Source organism: Pseudobacillus sp. 179-B 2D1 NHS, from assembly GCF_045370945.1.
Lineage (GTDB): Bacteria > Bacillota > Bacilli > Bacillales > Domibacillaceae > Pseudobacillus.
Genome location: NZ_JBIQDP010000002.1, coordinates 1 through 20,517 on the forward strand (window position 1 = coordinate 1; position 20,517 = coordinate 20,517).

Annotated in this window: 23 protein-coding genes; 8 read left to right on the top strand and 15 right to left on the bottom strand. The window is 41.4% G+C overall.

Annotated elements, in window-relative coordinates:
- Positions 1 to 203: 203 nt before the first annotated feature.
- Positions 204 to 674: a pyridoxamine 5'-phosphate oxidase family protein gene (locus tag ACH0BF_RS02355; protein ID WP_340854836.1), complete on the bottom strand. Its 471-nt coding sequence runs from the start codon at positions 672 to 674 to the stop codon at positions 204 to 206.
- Between the two features lie 132 nt (positions 675 to 806).
- Here ACH0BF_RS02355 and ACH0BF_RS02360 point away from each other — a divergent pair, with 132 nt between their 5' ends.
- Positions 807 to 1,007 (top strand): YlaI family protein, encoded by a 201-nt coding sequence (locus ACH0BF_RS02360; protein ID WP_340854838.1) that lies wholly within the window; start codon positions 807 to 809, stop codon positions 1,005 to 1,007.
- Positions 1,008 to 1,059: 52 nt separating this feature from the next.
- Here the strand turns inward: ACH0BF_RS02360 and ACH0BF_RS02365 are convergent, their stop codons facing one another.
- Both ACH0BF_RS02365 and typA read right to left on the bottom strand, forming a co-directional pair.
- Entirely contained in the window at positions 1,060 to 1,371 is a 312-nt protein-coding gene (locus ACH0BF_RS02365) for a YlaH-like family protein (RefSeq protein WP_406908790.1), read from the bottom strand.
- Between the two features lie 21 nt (positions 1,372 to 1,392).
- On the bottom strand, positions 1,393 to 3,228 hold the full coding sequence (gene typA / locus ACH0BF_RS02370; protein ID WP_340854840.1) for a translational GTPase TypA: 1,836 nt from the start codon (positions 3,226 to 3,228) through the stop codon (positions 1,393 to 1,395).
- A 156-nt stretch (positions 3,229 to 3,384) separates the two neighbouring features.
- On the opposite strand from typA, the gene ACH0BF_RS02375 reads away from it, so the two are divergent.
- A complete protein-coding gene (locus tag ACH0BF_RS02375) occupies positions 3,385 to 3,570 on the top strand; it encodes a YlaF family protein (protein ID WP_120037011.1) in 186 nt (61 codons plus the stop codon).
- A gap of 85 nt (positions 3,571 to 3,655) precedes the next feature.
- Here the strand turns inward: ACH0BF_RS02375 and ACH0BF_RS02380 are convergent, their stop codons facing one another.
- Positions 3,656 to 4,450, bottom strand: coding sequence for an inositol monophosphatase family protein (locus tag ACH0BF_RS02380; RefSeq protein WP_120037009.1), 795 nt, complete (start codon positions 4,448 to 4,450; stop codon positions 3,656 to 3,658).
- Between the two features lie 168 nt (positions 4,451 to 4,618).
- The gene (locus ACH0BF_RS02385) at positions 4,619 to 4,810 is read right to left on the bottom strand and encodes a hypothetical protein (protein WP_120037007.1); all 192 of its coding nucleotides are present in this window, start codon (positions 4,808 to 4,810) and stop codon (positions 4,619 to 4,621) included.
- 159 nt (positions 4,811 to 4,969) lie between these two features.
- On the opposite strand from ACH0BF_RS02385, the gene ACH0BF_RS02390 reads away from it, so the two are divergent.
- On the top strand, positions 4,970 to 5,590 hold the full coding sequence (locus tag ACH0BF_RS02390; RefSeq protein WP_340854844.1) for a YktB family protein: 621 nt from the start codon (positions 4,970 to 4,972) through the stop codon (positions 5,588 to 5,590).
- Positions 5,591 to 5,664: 74 nt separating this feature from the next.
- On the opposite strand, the gene ACH0BF_RS02395 is transcribed toward ACH0BF_RS02390, so the two are convergent.
- On the bottom strand, positions 5,665 to 5,937 hold the full coding sequence (locus tag ACH0BF_RS02395; protein ID WP_340854846.1) for a UPF0223 family protein: 273 nt from the start codon (positions 5,935 to 5,937) through the stop codon (positions 5,665 to 5,667).
- Between the two features lie 149 nt (positions 5,938 to 6,086).
- Here ACH0BF_RS02395 and ACH0BF_RS02400 point away from each other — a divergent pair, with 149 nt between their 5' ends.
- Positions 6,087 to 7,556: an aminotransferase class I/II-fold pyridoxal phosphate-dependent enzyme gene (locus tag ACH0BF_RS02400; protein ID WP_120037001.1), complete on the top strand. Its 1,470-nt coding sequence runs from the start codon at positions 6,087 to 6,089 to the stop codon at positions 7,554 to 7,556.
- A gap of 72 nt (positions 7,557 to 7,628) precedes the next feature.
- Here the strand turns inward: ACH0BF_RS02400 and ACH0BF_RS02405 are convergent, their stop codons facing one another.
- Positions 7,629 to 7,745 carry a GapA-binding peptide SR1P gene (locus ACH0BF_RS02405; RefSeq protein WP_120036999.1) on the bottom strand — a complete coding sequence of 39 codons (117 nt, stop codon included), beginning with the start codon at positions 7,743 to 7,745 and terminating at the stop codon, positions 7,629 to 7,631.
- Between the two features lie 301 nt (positions 7,746 to 8,046).
- On the opposite strand from ACH0BF_RS02405, the gene ACH0BF_RS02410 reads away from it, so the two are divergent.
- A complete protein-coding gene (locus ACH0BF_RS02410; protein WP_406908792.1) occupies positions 8,047 to 8,913 on the top strand; it encodes a protein-glutamine gamma-glutamyltransferase in 867 nt (288 codons plus the stop codon).
- A gap of 143 nt (positions 8,914 to 9,056) precedes the next feature.
- On the opposite strand, the gene ACH0BF_RS02415 is transcribed toward ACH0BF_RS02410, so the two are convergent.
- The 7 genes from ACH0BF_RS02415 to ACH0BF_RS02445 form a co-directional block, all read right to left on the bottom strand.
- On the bottom strand, positions 9,057 to 9,860 hold the full coding sequence (locus ACH0BF_RS02415; RefSeq protein WP_340854852.1) for a polysaccharide deacetylase family protein: 804 nt from the start codon (positions 9,858 to 9,860) through the stop codon (positions 9,057 to 9,059).
- 42 nt (positions 9,861 to 9,902) lie between these two features.
- Positions 9,903 to 10,163 carry a hypothetical protein gene (locus ACH0BF_RS02420; protein ID WP_120036993.1) on the bottom strand — a complete coding sequence of 87 codons (261 nt, stop codon included), beginning with the start codon at positions 10,161 to 10,163 and terminating at the stop codon, positions 9,903 to 9,905.
- A gap of 116 nt (positions 10,164 to 10,279) precedes the next feature.
- On the bottom strand, positions 10,280 to 11,689 hold the full coding sequence (lpdA, locus tag ACH0BF_RS02425) for a dihydrolipoyl dehydrogenase (protein WP_120036991.1): 1,410 nt from the start codon (positions 11,687 to 11,689) through the stop codon (positions 10,280 to 10,282).
- 4 nt (positions 11,690 to 11,693) lie between these two features.
- The gene (locus ACH0BF_RS02430; RefSeq protein ID WP_120036989.1) at positions 11,694 to 13,046 is read right to left on the bottom strand and encodes a dihydrolipoamide acetyltransferase family protein; all 1,353 of its coding nucleotides are present in this window, start codon (positions 13,044 to 13,046) and stop codon (positions 11,694 to 11,696) included.
- 111 nt (positions 13,047 to 13,157) lie between these two features.
- The gene (locus ACH0BF_RS02435; RefSeq protein ID WP_120036988.1) at positions 13,158 to 14,135 is read right to left on the bottom strand and encodes an alpha-ketoacid dehydrogenase subunit beta; all 978 of its coding nucleotides are present in this window, start codon (positions 14,133 to 14,135) and stop codon (positions 13,158 to 13,160) included.
- 3 nt (positions 14,136 to 14,138) lie between these two features.
- Positions 14,139 to 15,251, bottom strand: coding sequence for a pyruvate dehydrogenase (acetyl-transferring) E1 component subunit alpha (pdhA, locus tag ACH0BF_RS02440; RefSeq protein WP_120036986.1), 1,113 nt, complete (start codon positions 15,249 to 15,251; stop codon positions 14,139 to 14,141).
- A gap of 480 nt (positions 15,252 to 15,731) precedes the next feature.
- Complete coding sequence (locus tag ACH0BF_RS02445; protein WP_182917117.1) at positions 15,732 to 16,367, bottom strand: YkyA family protein; 636 nt, start codon at positions 16,365 to 16,367, stop codon at positions 15,732 to 15,734.
- Positions 16,368 to 16,549: 182 nt separating this feature from the next.
- Between ACH0BF_RS02445 and def the strand changes: the two genes are divergently transcribed.
- Entirely contained in the window at positions 16,550 to 17,104 is a 555-nt protein-coding gene (gene def / locus ACH0BF_RS02450) for a peptide deformylase (RefSeq protein WP_120036983.1), read from the top strand.
- A 167-nt stretch (positions 17,105 to 17,271) separates the two neighbouring features.
- Here the strand turns inward: def and ACH0BF_RS02455 are convergent, their stop codons facing one another.
- Entirely contained in the window at positions 17,272 to 18,042 is a 771-nt protein-coding gene (locus ACH0BF_RS02455) for a Cof-type HAD-IIB family hydrolase (RefSeq protein WP_406908793.1), read from the bottom strand.
- 535 nt (positions 18,043 to 18,577) lie between these two features.
- Here ACH0BF_RS02455 and ACH0BF_RS02460 point away from each other — a divergent pair.
- Both ACH0BF_RS02460 and rnjA read left to right on the top strand, forming a co-directional pair.
- Positions 18,578 to 18,787 (top strand): DNA-dependent RNA polymerase subunit epsilon, encoded by a 210-nt coding sequence (locus tag ACH0BF_RS02460; protein WP_120036979.1) that lies wholly within the window; start codon positions 18,578 to 18,580, stop codon positions 18,785 to 18,787.
- A gap of 3 nt (positions 18,788 to 18,790) precedes the next feature.
- Entirely contained in the window at positions 18,791 to 20,458 is a 1,668-nt protein-coding gene (gene rnjA, locus ACH0BF_RS02465) for a ribonuclease J1 (RefSeq protein ID WP_120036977.1), read from the top strand.
- Positions 20,459 to 20,517 lie beyond the last annotated feature (59 nt).

Here is a 20,517-nt window from a genome sequence, read left to right on the forward strand (position 1 = left end):
GATGCAAGCGATGCTTACTTTCGCTGCCATGAATCTCAAGAAAATGGCCAGCTGGACTTGGCGAGAACCAGAAATGGCTTAAATGATGACCTCGGAGAGGTCTATCTTTCTCTCGAATGGCTTTAAAACTACCGAAAAATCAAAAGGGGTTCGGAATAAGACTATTCCGAACCCCTTTTGTCGACAAACTGAAAAGAGCTGATTTATAAATCAGCTCTTTTTTGTAATGCCTCCAGCACCTGGTTATCTAACTTCTTTGCCGCTTGTTCGTCGTATGTTTTTTCATGTCTTGGTTCCGAGATAACTTTTGATCCATAAAACATTACATCGCGGATTTCCGATACGGAAATTTCAATTATCGCTGTTTGAACAGGTATGCCTGCTGCTTTTTCGGTAAGGATTTTTCCTGTTCCTGATATAGCATAGGCCGATTCATTTGCTAATAAATGAACCGCAACAGCAGGATGATGCTTAAGGTTTCTCACCATACGTGAGTGGCTGTGCACTGCAATGCGCAAAGTATGTTCATCTAATGCACGAATCCAGGAAATGGCGTGAACAGCTGGATGACCGGATTCCTCGTCAATAGTAGCAATAGTAACGAGCCGGTCTTCCTGCAACGCTTCAAATAAGGCCGGTATTAAATAAGTTTCTACTCGATTAGCCACATTCATCCCCTCCCTTTCTCTTTATTATACATGACCCGGTTCTCCCTGCCGAATTTATATCTCTCCTTTTCCGCCCCTGAAGAGACGCTCGGATGCCACTCATGATATAATGAACAAAAAAAGCTGGAGGTAGCTGAAGTGAGAGTTAAATGTATTTTATGCGAAAAAATTGAAACAATTGATGATCAGCTCCCCGTTGCCAAACGGTTAAGAAACCGGCCCATTCATACGTATATGTGTATTGAATGTAACGAACGGATCGCTGAGAGGACAAGAGCACGGATCGCTACCGGCAAGTTTCATATTTATCGTTCAGGCAAGGAGCAGGAAATTTTATAAGCAGGTTTTTCAGTCGCGACAAATAAAAAAAGGACCGCATCAGCTGGTCCTTTTAATTTTGGTTCTCTTCCTTATGCATCTTGAGTCTGAACTTATAGATACCGAGCACAAGGGCGGCAACAATTAGACTCTCTACAACAGGCAGCTGGTAAGACAGGATGAGCAACAGCAGCGACCCGATAATGAGCGATACATACACAACAATATTTTTTACCAAGGATAATTTCTTAGCAAAACCGAGGTTATAGACAAGAACACAAAGCAATATAATAGCCAGCCAGTAAATTCTTACCGCCCAATAGGTTCCTCCAACCCCTTTAATCAAGGCTCCTAGCAGCGGGCTGACGTGTTCTAATCCTTCCACTCCCTATCTCTCCCTTACAAGTTAAATTTCTTCGTATTTTTTCTTTTTCGCTGCCCGCTCCCGTTCATTTTTATCCAGAATTTTTTTACGCAAACGAATAGATTGTGGCGTTAACTCGCAATATTCATCATCGTTTAAATACTCAAGTGCTTCTTCAAGCGACATAATGCGAGGCTTTTTCATTGTAGTTGTTTGATCTTTTGTGGCAGATCGCACGTTGGTTGCTTGTTTCACTTTTGTAATGTTTACAGTTAAGTCGTTTTCGCGCGTATGTTCGCCAACAATCATTCCGCCATAAATTTCTGTTCCAGGTTCTACGAAGATCGTTCCACGGTCTTCAACTTGCATAATTCCATACTGAGAAGCTTTTCCGGTTTCCATGGAGACAAGTACACCTTGACGGCGTCCGCCTACACGTCCCGGCTGCATTGGCTGATAACTGTCAAATGTATGGTTGATAATTCCATAACCGCGGGTCATTGTTAAAAATTCTGTAGTGTAGCCAATTAATCCACGGGCAGGAACCATGAAGATTAAACGAACTTGGCCATTTCCATTATTAATCATATCAAGCATTTCACCTTTGCGCGAGCCTAATGATTCAATAACAGCACCAGTATATTCTTCAGGCACATCAATTTGAACTCGTTCAACCGGCTCACAACGTACCCCGTCAACCTCTTTCACAATAACCTGTGGCTTAGAAACTTGAATTTCAAAGCCTTCCCGGCGCATGTTTTCCAACAAAATCGATAAATGCAGTTCTCCGCGTCCGGAAACGATCCAGGCGTCAGGTGAATCCGTGTCTTCCACCCGAAGACTTACATCTGTCTCCAATTGAGCTTCAAGTCGTTCTTGAATTTTCCGCGCAGTAACAAACTTTCCTTCACGGCCGGCAAACGGACTATTATTTACTAGGAAGGTCATTTGCAGTGTCGGCTCATCGATATGAAGGATAGGAAGAGCTTCCTGGTAATCAACCGGACATACTGTTTCACCCACATTAATATCTTCCATTCCTGAAACAGCAATTAAGTCACCAGCATTGGCTTCTTGAATTTCAATTCGCTTAAGCCCCATGAAGCCAAATAGCTTGGTTACACGAAATTGCTTGACTGTTCCGTCGGTTTTCATTAACGCTACTTGTTCGCCAACTTTAATCGTTCCTCGGAATACTCTTCCAATTCCAATACGGCCAACATAGTCATTATAATCGAGCAGAGCCACTTGAAATTGAAGCGGTTCACTGCTGTTGTCAATCGGTGCAGGAATGTGCTCAATAATAGCTTCGAATAAAGACTCCATATTTTCGTCTTGCTTATCCGGAGACGTGCTGGCTGTTCCATTAATACCCGAAGCATAAATAACCGGAAACTCAAGCTGTTCGTCGTTGGCATCAAGTTCAATAAACAGCTCAAGCACTTCATCAACTACTTCTTCTGGACGAGCAAAATCACGGTCAATTTTGTTCACTACAACAATCGGACGCAGATTTTGTTCAAGTGCTTTTTTCAAAACAAAACGCGTTTGCGGCATGCACCCTTCATAAGCATCCACAACGAGCAAAACACCATCCACCATTTTCATAATACGCTCTACTTCGCCACCAAAATCGGCATGCCCAGGCGTATCTAATATATTAATTTTTGTATCTTTATATTGTATAGCTGTATTTTTTGCAAGGATTGTGATTCCGCGTTCTCTCTCAATATCACCTGAATCCATCGCGCGTTCCTCTACGTGCTCATTGCTTCTAAAACTACCCGATTGTTTAAGAAGCTGATCAACAAGAGTCGTTTTCCCATGGTCAACGTGGGCGATGATCGCAATATTTCTTAAATCATTTCTTGTATTCAAATTAGTTCCTCCTGACTAATAAAAAACCTTCAAATCATAAAAGTCGCTTTTGTAACTGGATTATTATATCACAAGTTGTATTAAAATCCTAATTGATATTAAAGGTTTCTCTCCCTCAAAAAATCTTGTACAATAAAGAAAAAGGAGGCTCCTGTTGTGAAAGAGATTAAATGGATTTTTGTATTCTTTGCCGTTGCTGCTGCAGCCTGCATGATCGGCATGGGAATTGCTATAGGAGAACAAAGTATACTAGGTCTGGCTTTATGCATAGTAGCTCTTGTTGCAGTTATGGGATTTGGCTTCTCCACAAAAGCAAAAATGAGAAGAGCCGGAAAACTATAGCCTTAATTAACTGGATGTCTATCATCCTCCTCATATATTCTATAAATCAAAAAGGATGCAGCCTCAGCTGCATCCTTTTTGATTCTCATTTTTTTAATAAAAACTCGTTTAGTATTCGTCCATGAAGTATCGGAGCTCCCGCAAAAACACTGTTTGTTCCCATCATATTCAACTTGTCTCCAGATAAATTCGTTACTATGCCCCCAACTTCTTCCACCAAGATTTTCCCGGCAGCGAAGTCCCAAGGAGATAACCTCATGGATAAATAACTATCTAGCCTCCCTGATGCAACATAAGCAAGCTCTAACGCAGCGGATCCATAGGAACGTGCTCCCCTCACCGTTGTCGCTAGCTCCACAAGCTTCTTTTCGTCAAAATACCTGTTCTTTACGAGCCAGGTAGCATTAACAGCGATAAGCGCTTTCTCGAGCGGCACCTCTTTTAGAGAAGGCAACCTTACTCCATTCATGTAAGCTCCATTTCCACGTTCCGCATAATACAACTCATCATGAGCCACATCATAAATATAGCCTAAACGCCCAATGCCGTCTTCATAGATGCCAATTGAAATGGCGAAATGACGCTGCTGATGCACAAAATTCATCGTTCCATCGATTGGATCAATCATCCAGACAATCCCTTGCAGGGAAGCAAGCTGATCCCCCTGCCCTTCCTCCCCTAAGATAGAATGGCCAGGATAGGCCTTGCGAATGTTGGAAATAAAAAACTGTTCTGTCTCTTCATCAATGTTTGTTACTAGATCGTTCGGATTCGATTTTGTGTGAATGCTTAAAGAATGTTTAAAAGATTCACGTATAGAAGCGCCTGCTTCCATAATCCACGTCTTTACCTGCTGATCCACTTCCGTCCAATTTACCATAACTATTCCTCCACCGTGGAAAATTATGTAACGTGCCTCTACCTACATAGAATTATAGTATATCTCTTTACTTTTGCAAAACAAAAACGGCCCCGCACAATATTTATAGCGAGTCCGTTCTTTATTTATCGTTATCAATTATCATTTCACCCATAAAACTACTTTTCATTACGCTTCCATTTTCAGCATTTGTTCACGAAGAATGTTCAGCTTCTCCTTTGATTTCTCCATTTGATCGTCATTCTTTGCTTTCATCGCCTCGTAAAGTACAGCCAGCTCATAGTCCAGCTCCAAGCGAATAACTGCTAATTTCTCCTTTGATTGCGTGTATGTTTGCATCCCATTCATTACTTGTTTCATTTGTAAGCACTCCTTTTATTTTTCTGTTATTTATACTTCAGTAAGTCCTTTCCCTCAACTAATAAGTCACTTTGCTTTATTTGTTTCTATTGCATAGTATTTCTATTTGCTTATTTTTTTATGATAAAATATCTTCAACAAGCATTAGGAGGATATTTTATGAATTTCACTGGTTTTACTCAGGCCGATTTTGATGTTTTCCAAATCGCTGGCTTAGATGAAAGAATGACAGCCTTGAAAGCATTGATTCGGCCTAAACTAGAATTTTTAGGCGATCAGTTCTCCGGAGAACTAAGTGTCCTGGTGGGAAATGAAATGTTTCCACATGTCGCTAGGCATGCCCGTAGAACAGTAAATCCGCCAAATGATACATGGGTTGCATTTGCTGACAATAAACGCGGGTACAAGAAACACCCTCACTTTCAAATTGGATTGTGGCAATCACATTTATTTATTTGGTATGCTGTGATAGACGAGTCTCCGAATAAAGCAGATATCGGTGCTCTTCTTGAGGAGAAAATATCCTATTTGCGAAAACACATCCCCGGTGAATTTCTCTGGTCCGACGATCACAGAAAACCGGAAGCGACCAAGATGAAAGATTTGTCTGATGAGCAATTACTCCATTTGTTCCAGCGCCTCCAATCCATCAAGAAATCGGAAATTCTTTGTGGTGTCCACTTGCCAAGGGAAAAAGCCATTCAGTTGACCGGCCCCGAGTTAGTGGCTTTTATTCATGATGTATTTGTAAAATTAATACCCCTATATAAATTGTCTTAAACAAAAAAGGCCCTTCTAAAATACATTTTCAGAAGGGCCTTTTTTGCTACATATTCTTTAGATAAAACGTGTTTCTATCTCATTTTTATTTTTTGATCTGCAGAGGCAGACTTCACTTGCTGGATGGTGCGGTAAGAGGAATATCCACTTATTTCTTCAAATTCATTGCACAGCCGCTTTTCCTCTGACTTGCTCGGCACAATCTCTTTAAACCGACGGTAGACAGTCATCAGCTCTTCTCTACTAATTCCCGTTTCATACGCGCGCTCAATTGCTTCAAAAAATTTAATCACGTCAATCACTTCCTCTGTGGACCAATCTGGTGAAAATGGATATGAATATTCCATCGACGGCTCCCTCCTCGTTATTCTTTTTTATTTCTTATTGCATATTCCCCAGGTCGCTAGGCAAAGCTTTATGAACATGCTATAATTTCTTGTGCTTTTAAAGCTCTTGCACAATTAGATACGTTATAATAAATGAGGTGAAAAGTAAATTGTCACAATTTGATACACCATTGTTCACCGGCTTAAAGGCTCACGCAGCAAAAAACCCGGTGCAGTTTCATATTCCAGGCCATAAGAAAGGCAGTGGAATGGACCCTGAATTTCGCCAATTTATTGGAGAGAATGCTCTTTCTATCGATTTGATTAATATATTACCCCTTGACGATCTTCATCACCCTCAAGGCATGATCCAGCAGGCTCAGGACTTGGCGGCAAAGGCATTTGGAGCGGATCATACGTTTTTCTCCGTCCAAGGTACAAGCGGAGCCATTATGACGATGGTGATGACCGTTTGCGGACCTGGAGATAAAATTATTGTCCCCCGAAACGTTCATAAATCTGTCATGACAGCTATTGTCTTTTCTGGCGCTGTACCAATTTTTATCCACCCGGAAGTTGACCCGGATCTCGGAATTTCCCACGGCATTACAACGGATGCAGTTCTCCGAGCATTAACCGAACACCCCGATGCTAAGGGATTGCTTGTGATCAATCCAACCTACTTTGGCATTTCTGGCGATTTAAAACAAATTGTTGAAATAGCTCATTCATTTAATGTACCTGTTCTTGTTGATGAGGCACATGGGGTTCATATTCATTTCCACGACGAACTGCCAATGTCTGCTATGCAAGCGGGAGCAGATATGGCAGCAACAAGCGTGCATAAGCTTGGCGGCTCTTTAACACAAAGCTCTGTTTTAAATGTAAAAGAAGGGCTTATCCCAACGAAGCGTGTTCAAACTATCTTAAGCATGTTAACAACAACTTCCACTTCTTACTTGCTGCTTGCTTCTCTTGATGCTGCACGGAGGCGTCTTGCCACTGAAGGAGAAAAATTGATTGATGAAGCTCTTTCACTTGCCCACTCGATTCGTGAGCAAATCAATGAAATCCCTAACTTATACTGTGTAGGGGCTGAAATACTCGGATCAAAAGCAACTTATGATTTTGACCCGACCAAATTGATCATTTATGTAAAACAACTAGGTATTACAGGACACGAAGCAGAGAATTGGCTAAGAGAAAATTATAATATTGAAGTAGAGCTTTCAGATCTATATAACATTCTTTGTATTGTGACACCGGGAGATACGGAAAAAGAAGCAAACCTTTTGCTTCGCGCTCTTACTCACATGGCTGATGTATTTGAAGGAACCGAAGAAAAGATGCGCACAAAAGTCCTTCTTCCTGATATTCCATTACTGGCATTATCGCCGAGGGATGCCTTTTATGCCGAAACTGAAGTAGTGCCGTTTGAGGAGTCAGCCGGCCGGATTATCGCTGAATTTGTGATGGTCTATCCGCCTGGAATCCCGATTTTTATTCCTGGGGAAATTATTACAGAAGAAAACCTCACGTATATTCAGAAAAACCAGGAGGCAGGTCTACCAGTCCAGGGACCCGAAGATTCTGAATTAAAGACATTAAGAGTCATCAAAGAGCGAAAAGCGATTATTTAATAATAGATGAAAAAACGCCGAAAGCAGCTGCTTTCGGCGTTTTTTCATCTATTAAATGGGTCTGTCCGTCAATTAGTCCTCCAGCTCAGTTTCTTCGTCACAGCCGCAGTAAGAATAAGCAACAGAAACTTTTTCGTCTTCAAAATATTCTATTGTGCTCATACACGCTTTGCAAATAATTGTGCCCATGTTACACATCCCCTTCAAATATTTTGTATGCGCTTTTATAATTTAAATAAATAATAATATAACACATTTCATTTTTCAAGCCTAAATTGTATGGCACATTTACCTTTTATATACTTTTATTAAACAGGCATAGCGTCACTGGGAATGGCAGGACGTTTATTCAAAAAAACTTTGCTATTTATACATAATTAGCTCTCCCCTATAAAAATCAGCGCAGAAAAAATGGCAGACATATTAAAATAAAGCCTAAATACATTAGGTAATAGTATAAGTAATAGGGAAATGGGGAAGGGGGGAGAGCATGATACAGTTATCAGGAATGCCATTTTACCAAAACACCATGTGGCCGGCCGATCGGATTGAAAGCATTATTTTTCAACGAATGAACGATGCTCCGGACGTTTATTCTTATCAATCTATTAGCGAGTTATTATTTGAAATCCGTTTACGAAAAAACATCATAGCTAGCGCACGAAAGATGAATGACGGCGATTCACAATTTGAGCCCTTTGAAAAATCTCGGTGCAATCCTCAGTACTGGTATTTGACAGCAGTCGGGGGTTTTCAGTTAAAGCGCGGCGCACTGCCCTCCGAAGCTATTCGGGACATTTATCGGAATAGTTCACTCTATGCATTTGAATGCGCTACAGCCAAGATGATTATCTATTATCATGCCGTTTTACATAGCATCGGAGACTATTCTTTTAACCGTTTCTTCCAAAACATTTATTTATACAGCTGGCATGCTAATCCTGCTCTTGGAATAGAAACAGTGAAGACAAACTATTTCCTGCCCGGAGATGTTGTTTATTTTAATAATCCTGACTTTGATCCAAACACCTCCTGGTGGAGAGGAGAAAATGCTGTCGTTCTTGAGGATGGCACATGCTTTGGACACGGCTTAGGGATAGAAACTCCCTCGCAAATCATTCATGCCCTAAACAAAAGAAGAAAACCAGGAAGCAGTCAATCCGCCTACCTCAAACAATCAGCTACAAGACCCTCTTTTAAACAGTTAGAAAAATTATCACTTCTGCCACGTGGCTATAATACTCATCCAAAACAGCTCATCATCTTTCACAATAAAAGCTCTATTTCAATGGAACGATATCTACTCTATTTAAATAAGGCCTATCAGCAAACGCCCCATATATATCCATTTATGTAATGGGGATAAATAAAGCTGTAACTGGTGAGCCACTGTCCGGCTGAAAATCTATTTTTTCCGCAGGCTAATCTGTTTCTGCGCAGAAACAGATTAGCCTGCGGAAGTCCTGGCAATAAAAGTCGAAAATGGCCCCCCGCCGCCATTTACTCTTGATTTTGCTCTGTTGCAATCATTTTAGGATCAATGATCTCATAGCCCTTTTCCTGCAGGCCCGTAACCATTACACTTAATGCTTCTTTGGTCCATTGCCTATCATGCATCAGGATATTTGCTCCGTTCGTTAACATTGGTGTATTCACCATCACATCTGATAAGCTTTCTTTGGTCATGTATTCCTTTTCCCAATCGTAGCCATATGTCCAATTCATAATACTCATCTTTTCTTTTCGGATTAGCTGTCTCGAAAAATCTGTGTTACTGCCAAATGGAGCGCGGAAAAAGACAGGGCGTTTGCCAATAGTTTTTTCAACCATTTCATTCACTTTTAAAATCTCCTCTTTCTGTTCTTCCTCTGACAAACTTTTTAAATCTTTATGAGAATAAGTATGATTGCCGATCATAAACCCCATTTGATCTATTTCCTTCAGCATTTTTTTATTTTCCTCGTTCTCCAAAAACTGTCCATTTACAAAAAAGATAGCAGAAACGTTTTCGCTTTTAAATATTTTAGCCATTTCCAATGCGTATTTGTCTGGTGCATCGTCAATAGTAAGCAGCACAACTTTAGGATTGGCTGAGCCGATAGGTTCGATTGTCCAATTGTTCTGGTTGACCCGATAAAGTGGTGCCTCTTGTTTGGCTTTCATTTCCCTTTCATCTTTCTGCTTCTCGGCCGGCTGGCCCATCACTTTCTTTTCTACAAGTGGTGCCTCCTTCTGCTCTTTATCACTCTGTCCGCTGCATCCAGACAAAACTAAAAGAAGTATTAAAATGGTTAATTTTCTCATCTTTTCCCTTCTTTCCATTTGTTTCTTTCAGTGTAACAAAGTTTAAAAAGAAGCAGAAAAGATATGAAGCAGCTGATCAATAGTAAGTTTGCCTGTCCAATAACAAAGCAAAGTAGTAACCGTCATAAAAAACCCTTTTCGCTGGGAATGCAATATTTTTTGGGCGGCTGACATGCAAATATAGAAAAAAACAATGAACAACAGTCCTTGAAATGTTTTTGAATCTCCATTGGATAGCCAGGAAGCCAACGTATAAAAGCTCCAAATCATTAAATGGAAAATAAATATAATATAGTAATTCATAGTCCCTCCGCCTATCTCTTATTGTTTCCTAATACAGTTTATGGCTGCAGGGACAAATTCTTAACTAAATAGACATAAAAAATAGAACTGCCTGTGGGCAGTTCTATTTTTTATCTTTATTTTACAATATGGATAGGTGTGCCAAGAGCAACCTCAGCTGCCTCCATAGAAATTTCCCCTAAAGTTGGGTGTGCATGAATCGTCATAGCGATATCTTCTGCTGTCATGCCTGCTTCAATAGCAAGTCCTAATTCAGCGATCATATCAGATGCGCCAGACCCAGCAATTTGAGCACCGACAATTAATCCGTCTTCCTTGCGTGTAACAAGCTTCACGAATCCGTCTGTGCTGTTAAGCGCCAATGCACGGCCGTTAGCTGCAAATGGGAACTTAGCTGCAATCACTTCTATTCCCTCTTCTTTCGCTTCTGCTTCTGTGTAGCCAACAGTCGCCAATTCAGGCTCAGTGAAGCACACAGCTGGAATAGCCATATAATCAATTTCAGAAGGCTCGCCTGAAATAGCTTCCGCTGCAACTTTTCCTTCATAAGAAGCTTTATGAGCTAATGGAGGACCTTGTACAATATCCCCGATCGCATAAATATTGGATACGCTTGTACGGCACTGCTTGTCAATTTCGATTAAACCGCGATCTGTGATTTTAACACCAGCTTGTTCAAGACCAAGTTCATCTGTGTTTGGCTTGCGGCCAACTGTAACCAGTACATAATCAGCTTCTACTTTTTCTTCTTTTCCGCCAACTTCGTAAGTAACGGTTACACCGTTTTCTGTTTCTTCGGCTGACTTAGCCATTGCTTTTGTAACAATCGTTACGCCTTTTTTCTTCAGGTTGCGTTTAACGAGAGCAGACATTTGCTTTTCAAAGCCGTTTAAGATCTCGTTAGCTCCTTCAAGAATAGTTATTTCCGTGCCGAGGTTTGCATAAGCTGTAGAAAGCTCAGCACCAATATATCCACCGCCGACAACAACCATCTTAGCCGGTACTTCTTTCAGTGCCAAAGCACCTGTTGAATTAATAACACGCTCAGAAAATTTGAAATTAGGGATCTCAATTGGATGAGAACCAGTTGCTACAATTGCGTTTTTAAACTTATATGTTTGGGCAGAATTTTCATCCATTACACGGAGTGTATTCGCATCAACAAAATAAGCTTCCCCACGGACAATTTCTACTTTGTTGCCTTTTAAAAGTCCTTCTACTCCGCCAGTCAGTTTTTTAACGACACTGGCTTTCCATTCTTGAACTTTTTCAAAGTTAACTGTAACATTTTCAGCTACAATTCCCATGTCATCTGAATGTTTAGCCTGCTCAAAACGATGAGCTGCTGTGAGTAACGCTTTAGAAGGGATACAGCCGACATTTAAGCAGACGCCGCCCAGTTCTCCTTTTTCAACGATGGTCACTTTCTGTCCAAGCTGTGCAGCACGAATAGCTGCCACGTATCCACCAGGGCCTGCTCCGACGACTATCGTATCAGTTTCGATTGCGAAATCTCCTACTACCATTGTATTACGCCTCCATTAATAAAAGTTCTGGATCATTTAATAAACGCTTGATATGATTAAGCGCATTTTGAGCTGTTGCGCCATCAATCATTCGGTGGTCAAAGCTCAATGATAATGCTAACACAGGTGCGGCTATAATTTCACCATTTTTTACGATCGGTTTTTCTGCAATTCGACCAATGCCTAAAATAGCTACTTCCGGATGGTTAATGACCGGCGTAAACCACTGCCCGCCAGCAGAGCCGATATTCGTAATTGTGCAGCTTGCGCCTTTCATTTCTGCTGGAGAGAGCTTTCCATCGCGTGCTTTATTTGCCAGTTCATTAATCTCATTTGAGATAGTAAACATTGATTTTCGATCCGCATTTTTTACAACTGGTACAAGAAGGCCTTTATCCGTATCAGCAGCAATACCAATATTGTAATAATGCTTATGAACGATTTCGTCTGTGCTATCATCAAGCGATGTGTTTAAAGCCGGGTACTCACGAAGTGCACTTGTTAAGGCTTTTACCACGTAAGGAAGGAAAGTCAGCTTAATGCCTTTTTCTTCAGCGATCGCTTTGAATTTCTTGCGGTGAGCCCAAAGCTTGGTCACCTCTACTTCATCCATTAATGTAACATGTGGTGCTGTATGTTTAGAATTCACCATCGCCTTGGCGATCGCTTTGCGAATACCACTCATTTTCTCACGTGTTTCTGGGAATTCACCTTCAGGAATAACAGGTGCAGCTGCGCTTTCCTGCTTATTCGTTTGCTGTTCTACATCTACCGCTTCCTGCTTAGCTGCCGGTTCTTCTGCAGATTTCTGGTCACCAGCAACAAAGCTATCGATATCTGCCTTCAATACGCGGCCATTTTTACCAGAGCCAGCTACTTGACGAATATCTACGCCATTGTCACGTGCATATTTACGAACAGACGGCATCGCTACGATACGGCGGTTCGGATCTACTTCTGCTGCAGCTGGCTGTGCTCCCGCTCCAGTAGCCTCTTCTTCTTTTTGCACAGGCACTTCTTCCTTCTTTACATCCTGGCCTGCTTCAGCTGTCGATTGCACTTGAGCTTCGGTCTTTTCTTCTCCGTCTCCGTGCCCTTTAAACTGCAAATCCTCATAGCCTGGAGCATCAATTCTGACAAGAACGTCCCCAACAACCGCTACTGTTCCTTCACTGACTAAAACCTCTTCTACTGTTCCTGTAACAGGAGAAGGAATTTCAACGACGGCTTTATCATTTTGCACTTCACAGAGGATGTCATCCTCTTCAATTTTGTCGCCCGCTTTTACGAACCATTTTACAATTTCGCCTTCGTGAATACCTTCACCGATATCAGGTAATCTAAATTCAAATGCCAAAGTCTTCACCCTCCTAATTAAGTTAATCCTCTCAACAATCGTTACATTAGGAGAGATCTCAGACCTGCCTCAAAGAGACCTGAGATCATCTGCCCTGTGCGATACCGATTATTAAAAATCGAGTACTTTCTTCGCTGTTTCAATAACGTCCTTAAAGTTTGGAAGCCAGACTGGCTCTGCTTGTGAAAATGGATAAACTGTGTCCGGAGCAGCTACACGTAGCACTGGTGCATCCAAGCTTAAAATAGCGCGCTCATTGATCTCCGCTACCACATTAGCTGCAATTCCTGCTTGTTTTTGAGCTTCCTGAACAACGATGGCACGTCCTGTTTTCTCAACAGAGGCTACAATCGTATCAATATCCAATGGTTGAATAGTACGAAGATCAATCACCTCTACAGAATGTCCTTCTTTTTCCAGCTCTTCCGCCGCTTTGATTGATTCATGAACCATTGCTCCATAAGTAATGATCGAAAGGTCTGTTCCTTCACGTTTCACTTCCGCTTTTCCAAGAGGAATCGTATACTCTTCTTCCGGCACTTCTTGGCGGAAAGAACGATATAATTTCATGTGCTCAAGGAAAATAACCGGATCGTTGTCGCGGATCGCAGAAATCAAGAGTCCTTTTGCATCGTAAGGTGAGGACGGAATTACAACTTTTAAACCTGGTTGTTGAGCAACAAGTCCTTCTAAGCTGTCCGCATGAAGCTCTGGTGTATACACGCCACCACCAAACGGAGAACGGATCGTAACTGGAGCAGAATAGCTGCCGCCTGAACGGTAACGAAGGCGGGCTAACTGACCGCTGATAGAATCCATTACTTCATAGACAAAACCAAAAAATTGGATTTCAGGTACTGGACGGAATCCTTCAAGAGCAAGTCCAACAGCAAGACCGCCGATCCCTGATTCAGCAAGCGGTGTATCAAATACACGATCTTCACCAAATTCTTTTTGAAGGCCTTCCGTTGCTCGGAAAACTCCTCCATTTACTCCAACGTCTTCCCCAAAGACCAACACATTTTCGTCGTTCTTTAGTTCTGTGCGCAGAGCGTCCGTAATAGCTTGGATCATTGTCATTTGCGCCATGGCTTACTTCGACTCCTTCTCTTTATAAATTTCATATTGTTCTTTTAAGTTTGCAGGCATTTCTTCGTACATATGAGCCATTAAGTCTGTTACTTTTTGTTTTGGTGTTTCATCCGCTTTTTTAATGGCTGCTTTAATTTCCTCTTTTGCCCGTTCAATTACAGCCGTTTCTTTTTCTTCATTCCACAGGCCTTTACCTTCCAGGTATTTACGGAAGCGAACAAGTGGATCTTTCTTCTCCCATTCAGTATCCATATCATTCGTACGATAGCGTGTTGGATCGTCCCCTGCCATCGTATGAGGACCGTAACGATAACAAATCGTTTCAATTAAAGTTGGTCCCTCTCCGTTTAAAGCTCGCTCCCGGGCTTCATGGGTAACAGCATAAACAGCTAACGGATCCATTCCATCTACTTGCACGCTTGGAAGGCCTGCTGCAATCCCTTTTTGCGCGATTGTTTTGGCCGCTGTTTGTTTTTCACGTGGAGTTGAGATGGCAAACTGGTTATTTTGGACAATAAAAATCGCAGGAGCATTAAACGCACCAGCAAAGTTAATGCCTTCATAGAAGTCACCTTGTGAAGAGCCGCCATCTCCTGTATATGTAACCGCTACCGCTTTTTTGCCTCGTTTTTTCAAACCAAGTGCCACACCGGCATTTTGGATGTATTGAGCTCCGATAATGATTTGTGGAGCAAGTACGTTAAGACCTTCAGGCATTTGATTTCCGTGGTAATGTCCGCGGGAGAACAAGAAGGCTTGATATAAAGGAAGGCCGTGCCAAACGATTTGCGGAACATCACGATATCCTGGTAAAATCCAGTCCTCTTTCTCTAAAGCGAAGTGAGAAGCAATTTGTGATGCTTCTTGTCCAGCAGTCGGTGCATAGAATCCAAGGCGCCCTTGACGGTTCAATGAAATAGAACGTTGATCAAGAATCCGCGTGTAGACCATACGCGTCATTAATTCTTCCAACTGCTCATCAGTTAATTTAGGCATCGCCTCTTCATTAACAATTTTCCCTTCTTCATTTAAAACCTGGACCATTTCAAATTGGTCTTCAATCATTTCAAGTGTCTTTTTTGCATCGAATTGTGCCTTCTTTTTAGCACTCATGAAAGCCACCTATCCTTTCTTTTTTATTGTGCATAGTTTTCTTGTTCAACAAGCCATCCTTCAATCTTCTGTATCGCACAAATGTTTCAGATGGGGTGATTTATGGTCAGCTCTGTACTAGTAGAAATCCAATGTACACTAGTACAACAACTTGTTTACAGACATAAGTCTATAATAACATTTAACTGAAAGTCAAACAAAATTACCTTTTTCAAAAGGAAGTTGTTGTTTTCCCCTAATCCCCCCTGCCAAAACTGTATTACTGCACCAAATCATCTGTACTATAAAAAAACCCTTTTCTCCAAACTGTTATAGATTAGTTTTTGCGGGATATCTTTTCCTTCGTTTATACATGTATATCCTTTCCCTTTGAAAAAGAAAAAAAACCGGGAAATTTACGTATCCCGGCTTGTTTCAATAATTGGATGGAAGTAGTAGCAGGCAGTATTCCCTTCCTTCTCCCCTCTCATTCTGTCACAGTTATTTACTCTCTATAGACTTCTCTAGTGCAGTTTTTTGTTTATTAAATGTACGGGTTAGTTTGTTAAACCGCTCATTGGACATTTTCAACTTATCATTTTCTTTATTAATTTTGTCAAGCTGTTCCTCCACATCTGACAATGTGGTTGTTTCTTTCCCGAGTATATAATAGAGCTTCTTGTCTAATCGCAAAACTTCATTATACCGTTTCGCTACATCCTGGTGCGCTTTATACCTTTCATTCATTGTTTTAATTAATCCGTCTAGCTCCCCTCTCACTTGTTTGTCTTCCAGTCTTTTCTTTAATTCATCCAATTTAGAAAATTCATCCGCTGCTTTTTTCATCGCTTCCTGTTCAGCAAAAACTTTTTCTTTACGGTCATTTAAATTCTTTTCTGCCTTTTCCTGCAGAGCTGACCACCGCTTTTTCTCTTTCCCGCTGCTAGTCATCATTTTTTTGTAAATGCTCATTTCTTTCTTCTCTAGCTCTTTTAACGGCTGCTGCTGCTTAACAAACTCTTCTTCTGCCTCTGCTGTTTTTTTTAAAACAGCAGAAATCTGTTTCTCGGTTGATCCCCCGCAGCCTGTTAACAAAATAATAGCTAGTCCATAGGAAATCATGCGCTGTTTTTTCATTTCAGCCTCCCCCATTCAATCACGTTCACACTTTTCTTCATATGTATCCAGAGCGGTCTTGCTGTTTTCCTTACATATCCTTTTTTTCTTCTGCCGAAACATCCAGCTGTTTCGTTAACAATCTGCTGTTTTTTTGATAAACTATTCCCTAAAGATCGCCCCACAGAAAGAAGGTACACATTATGATTACAATGAAAGACATTGTTCGGGAAGGACATCCAGTATTAAGAGAAAAAGCGGCTGATATAGCGTTGCCGCCAAGCGAGGAAGATAAAGAAATAGCTAAAAGCCTGTTGGAGTACGTTCAAAACAGCCAAGATCCGGAAACAGCAAAAAAATTCGGTCTTCGGCCTGGTGTTGGGCTTGCTGCTCCACAAATTGGTCTATCCAAACGCATGATTGCTATTCAAGTAAACGATGATCATGGAGAATTAATTAGCCATGCTTTAATCAATCCAAAAATTGTGAGCCACTCTGTAGAAAAGGCTTACCTAGTTTCCGGGGAAGGTTGTTTATCAGTAGATCGAGATGTGCCCGGATATGTGCACAGATATGCACGGGTAACAGTAAAAGCTGTTGATCTCGATGGAAAAGAAATAAAATTACGCTTAAAAGGAATGCCTGCTATTGTGGTCCAGCATGAAATTGATCATTTAAACGGTGTCATGTTCTACGATCATATCGATCCAAACAATCCTTTTTCCGTTATTGAAGGATCGACTCCCATTGAACGCTAATAACCAAGCGGGCTGCCCCGCTTAACAGCAAAAAACTAAGCCGTCCCCTTTAAAGAAACGGACCGTATAAGTACCATAAAAAATAGTCAGTCCGGCCTGAATTTTTTCAGGCCGGACTGACTATTTAACAATAAAGCTCCTTTTCAAAACAGCCGCTTCCCTGTCTGCTATATAAGCTCTAATTTTTTTAGAGCAAGATAAATGCCGTCTTCTGCTACATCGCTTGTCACCATGTCAGCAATTTCTTTTACAGGCGGAAGCGCATTTCCCATAGCTACCCCTGTGCCAACAAGCTTCAGCATTTCAATGTCATTTAATCCGTCACCAAAAGCATAGACATCCTCTATCTTAAAGTTTAACCGTTCCATCATTTTTTTGATCCCTTCGGCCTTCGATCCTCCTGCCGGCAGGATATCAAGAGAATGAGGATGCCAGCGAATGAAAGTAAATTCCGGGAACTGCTCCCGGTAACTCTCCTCCTCTTCTTTCCCACAGAAAATTAGCGTTTGATATAGGTCGCTGCCTTTATAAAAATCAGAATGGATTTCTGGATAAGGAAATTTTAAGCTAGCGAGGCTTTCCTCCACATACGCATCATGGGAGCGACTGGCCTTCATCATTTTTTCATTCATATAAACAAGTGAATGCCCTCGCTCACTCGCATACTTATTTAGCCTGTCCAGTGAGTCAGTCGCCAGAGGATTAATATAAATCACCTCATCTTCAAACACTACATATTGGCCGTTAAAGCTGACAAATGAATGAATATCGAGCTCTTTCCGCAAATCGGCGAACATAAACGGCGCCCGTCCTGTGGCGATCGCTGTGTACACGCCTTTATCTCTGAGTAATTGTAACGCTTCTTTTGTTTTTGCTGGCAACTGTTTATTATGATCCAGCAAGGTTCCATCTATATCAAAAAATACTAATTTCGTCACACAAACAGCCCCTTTTCCTTTTCACATCTTTTCCCTCTCAAAGCTACCTTAACTCCCTGTTAAAGTCAACGAACCATGCCCTTTGGCGTTTTTTACCACGCCTAATTAGACATAGCTTTATCCATACTAACTAACAGGTGACGGGCAGTATCTTTCCATTTTTCTTTTTATTTAAATCAACTTATGTTAAAATAAACCTAAGGAGTGATCCACTATGTTAAAGAAGCTAAAGAAGAAGCTTGCCAAACAGTGGAGAGACATGCTCAGAAGAAAATCAATCGCATAATAAAGAATGGTGTAGCCCTTCCTTTATGAAGGGCTGTCTTTGTGTATAAATACAAAAATTTCATCTATTTCTATTTAAACAAAAGCAAAGATATGAAAAACATGAAAAAAAATTAAACATTCTTTATAATAAAGAAAAGCGAAAAGCGGACTGATTGCCAAAGGCAGTCATGATAACACGAGAGGAGCTGTCCCTGAAGCTTTTCAGGTGTGCAGTTTTGATATATTAATCGGACAAGGAGAGAAACAAATGATCTTTAAAGTGTACTATCAAGAAAACAGAAATGAAGTGACTATACGTGAAAATACAAAATCCCTCTATACAGAAGCGGCTTCGGAACGGGAAGTACGTCAGTCACTAAAAAACCGCCCTTATAATATTGAATACATCCAAGCGATTGAAGGACCATACTTAGCTTATGAACAACAATCGCCAAATTACCGATTGGAGAAGCTTTAATTTATGAAAGCCGTTAAAAATGATCAAACAGCTGTTTTTGCCCTTGGCGGTTTGGGTGAAATCGGAAAAAACACCTATGCGGTACAATTTCAAGATGAGATTATCTTGATTGATGCTGGAATTAAATTCCCGGAAGATGAGTTACTGGGTATTGATTACGTCATTCCCGATTACACATATTTAGAGAAAAATGCCGATAAAATTAAAGGGTTGTTTATTACCCACGGACACGAAGACCATATCGGCGGCATTCCCTATTTGCTTCGCCAAGTAAATGTACCGATCTATGGCGGCAAGCTAGCCCTTGGCTTAATCAAAAACAAGCTGGAAGAACATGGATTGCTGCGCCAAACGAGAATGCATGAAATCCATGAAGATGATGTGATTAAGTTCAGAAAAACGTCTGTGACTTTCTTCCGTACAACTCACAGTATTCCGGATTCCTATGGTATTGTAGTCAAGACTCCTCCAGGTAACATTGTACACACAGGTGATTTTAAGTTTGATTTTACACCAGTCGGTGAACCGGCTAACTTAACTAAAATGGCTGAGATCGGCAAAGAAGGTGTGCTTTGCCTCTTATCCGACAGTACAAATAGTGAAGTTCCAAATTTCACCATGTCTGAACGCCGGGTCGGTGAAAGCATTCAGGACATTTTCAGAAAAGTAGAGGGACGCATTATTTTTGCTACATTTGCTTCCAATATCCACCGTCTACAGCAGGTCGTAGAGGCAGCTGTAGAAAACGGCCGAAAAGTAGCTGTATTTGGCAGAAGCATGGAAGCAGCAATTAACATCGGCCAGGACTTAGGCTATATTCGTTGTCCAAAAGACACTTTTGTCGATAATCAGCAACTTAACCGCCTGCCGGCTGATAAGGTAACGATCCTCTGTACCGGCAGCCAGGGAGAGCCAATGGCTGCTCTATCCAGAATCGCTAACGGCACCCATCGCCAAATTCAAATTCAGCCAGGCGATACAGTTGTTTTTTCCTCGTCACCTATTCCTGGCAACACGATCAGCGTGAATCGGACCATCAATGCTCTCTTCCGTGCAGGAGCGGAAGTTATTCACGGTTCATTAAGCAATATTCACACATCTGGTCACGGCAGCCAAGAAGAGCAGAAACTGATGCTGCGCCTGATTAAACCTAAATTCTTTATGCCGATTCATGGGGAGTACCGGATGCAGAAAATGCATGCTCAGCTAGCTGTTGACTGCGGGGTTCCTGAAGATCATTGCTTTATCATGGATAACGGGGAAGTCCTTGCCCTTAGCAAAGATTCTGCCCAGCTTGCTGGAAAAATCCCTTCAGGCTCTGTTTATATTGACGGAAGTGGAATTGGGGACATTGGCAACATCGTGTTGCGCGACCGCCGCATCCTCTCTGAAGAAGGGCTCGTTATTGTCGTGGTTAGTATCAATATGGAAACGTACAAGGTAGAAGCAGGCCCCGACATTATTTCGCGCGGATTCGTCTATATGCGTGAATCAGGTGATTTGATTTATGAAGCACAAAGCATGTTAAACAAACACATTCACCGCATGCTCAACCAGAAAACCACTCAATGGTCTGAGATCAAAAATGAAATTATCGATACGCTCGCTCCTTTCCTCTATGAGAAAACAAAACGGCGTCCGATGATACTTCCAATTATCATGGAAGTATAATGAAATAAAGCCCGCTTATAGGACTGGCTCGAAACGAATGCGCCGGAGCCAGTCCTTTT

What these genes read in the sequence shown, in the direction of transcription:
- ACH0BF_RS02355 (WP_340854836.1), bottom strand. Translation starts at nt 674, where the DNA reads ATGAATGTGGCTAATCGAGTAGAAACTTATTTAATACCGGCCTTATTT.
- ACH0BF_RS02380 (WP_120037009.1), bottom strand. Translation starts at nt 4,450, where the DNA reads ATGGTAAATTGGACGGAAGTGGATCAGCAGGTAAAGACGTGGATTATG.
- ACH0BF_RS02385 (WP_120037007.1), bottom strand. Translation starts at nt 4,810, where the DNA reads ATGAAACAAGTAATGAATGGGATGCAAACATACACGCAATCAAAGGAG.
- ACH0BF_RS02390 (WP_340854844.1), top strand. Translation starts at nt 4,970, where the DNA reads ATGAATTTCACTGGTTTTACTCAGGCCGATTTTGATGTTTTCCAAATC.
- ACH0BF_RS02395 (WP_340854846.1), bottom strand. Translation starts at nt 5,937, where the DNA reads ATGGAATATTCATATCCATTTTCACCAGATTGGTCCACAGAGGAAGTG.
- ACH0BF_RS02405 (WP_120036999.1), bottom strand. Translation starts at nt 7,745, where the DNA reads ATGGGCACAATTATTTGCAAAGCGTGTATGAGCACAATAGAATATTTT.
- ACH0BF_RS02410 (WP_406908792.1), top strand. Translation starts at nt 8,047, where the DNA reads ATGATACAGTTATCAGGAATGCCATTTTACCAAAACACCATGTGGCCG.
- ACH0BF_RS02415 (WP_340854852.1), bottom strand. Translation starts at nt 9,860, where the DNA reads ATGAGAAAATTAACCATTTTAATACTTCTTTTAGTTTTGTCTGGATGC.
- ACH0BF_RS02420 (WP_120036993.1), bottom strand. Translation starts at nt 10,163, where the DNA reads ATGAATTACTATATTATATTTATTTTCCATTTAATGATTTGGAGCTTT.
- lpdA (WP_120036991.1), bottom strand. Translation starts at nt 11,689, where the DNA reads ATGGTAGTAGGAGATTTCGCAATCGAAACTGATACGATAGTCGTCGGA.
- ACH0BF_RS02435 (WP_120036988.1), bottom strand. Translation starts at nt 14,135, where the DNA reads ATGGCGCAAATGACAATGATCCAAGCTATTACGGACGCTCTGCGCACA.
- pdhA (WP_120036986.1), bottom strand. Translation starts at nt 15,251, where the DNA reads ATGAGTGCTAAAAAGAAGGCACAATTCGATGCAAAAAAGACACTTGAA.
- ACH0BF_RS02445 (WP_182917117.1), bottom strand. Translation starts at nt 16,367, where the DNA reads ATGAAAAAACAGCGCATGATTTCCTATGGACTAGCTATTATTTTGTTA.
- def (WP_120036983.1), top strand. Translation starts at nt 16,550, where the DNA reads ATGATTACAATGAAAGACATTGTTCGGGAAGGACATCCAGTATTAAGA.
- ACH0BF_RS02460 (WP_120036979.1), top strand. Translation starts at nt 18,578, where the DNA reads ATGATCTTTAAAGTGTACTATCAAGAAAACAGAAATGAAGTGACTATA.
- rnjA (WP_120036977.1), top strand. Translation starts at nt 18,791, where the DNA reads ATGAAAGCCGTTAAAAATGATCAAACAGCTGTTTTTGCCCTTGGCGGT.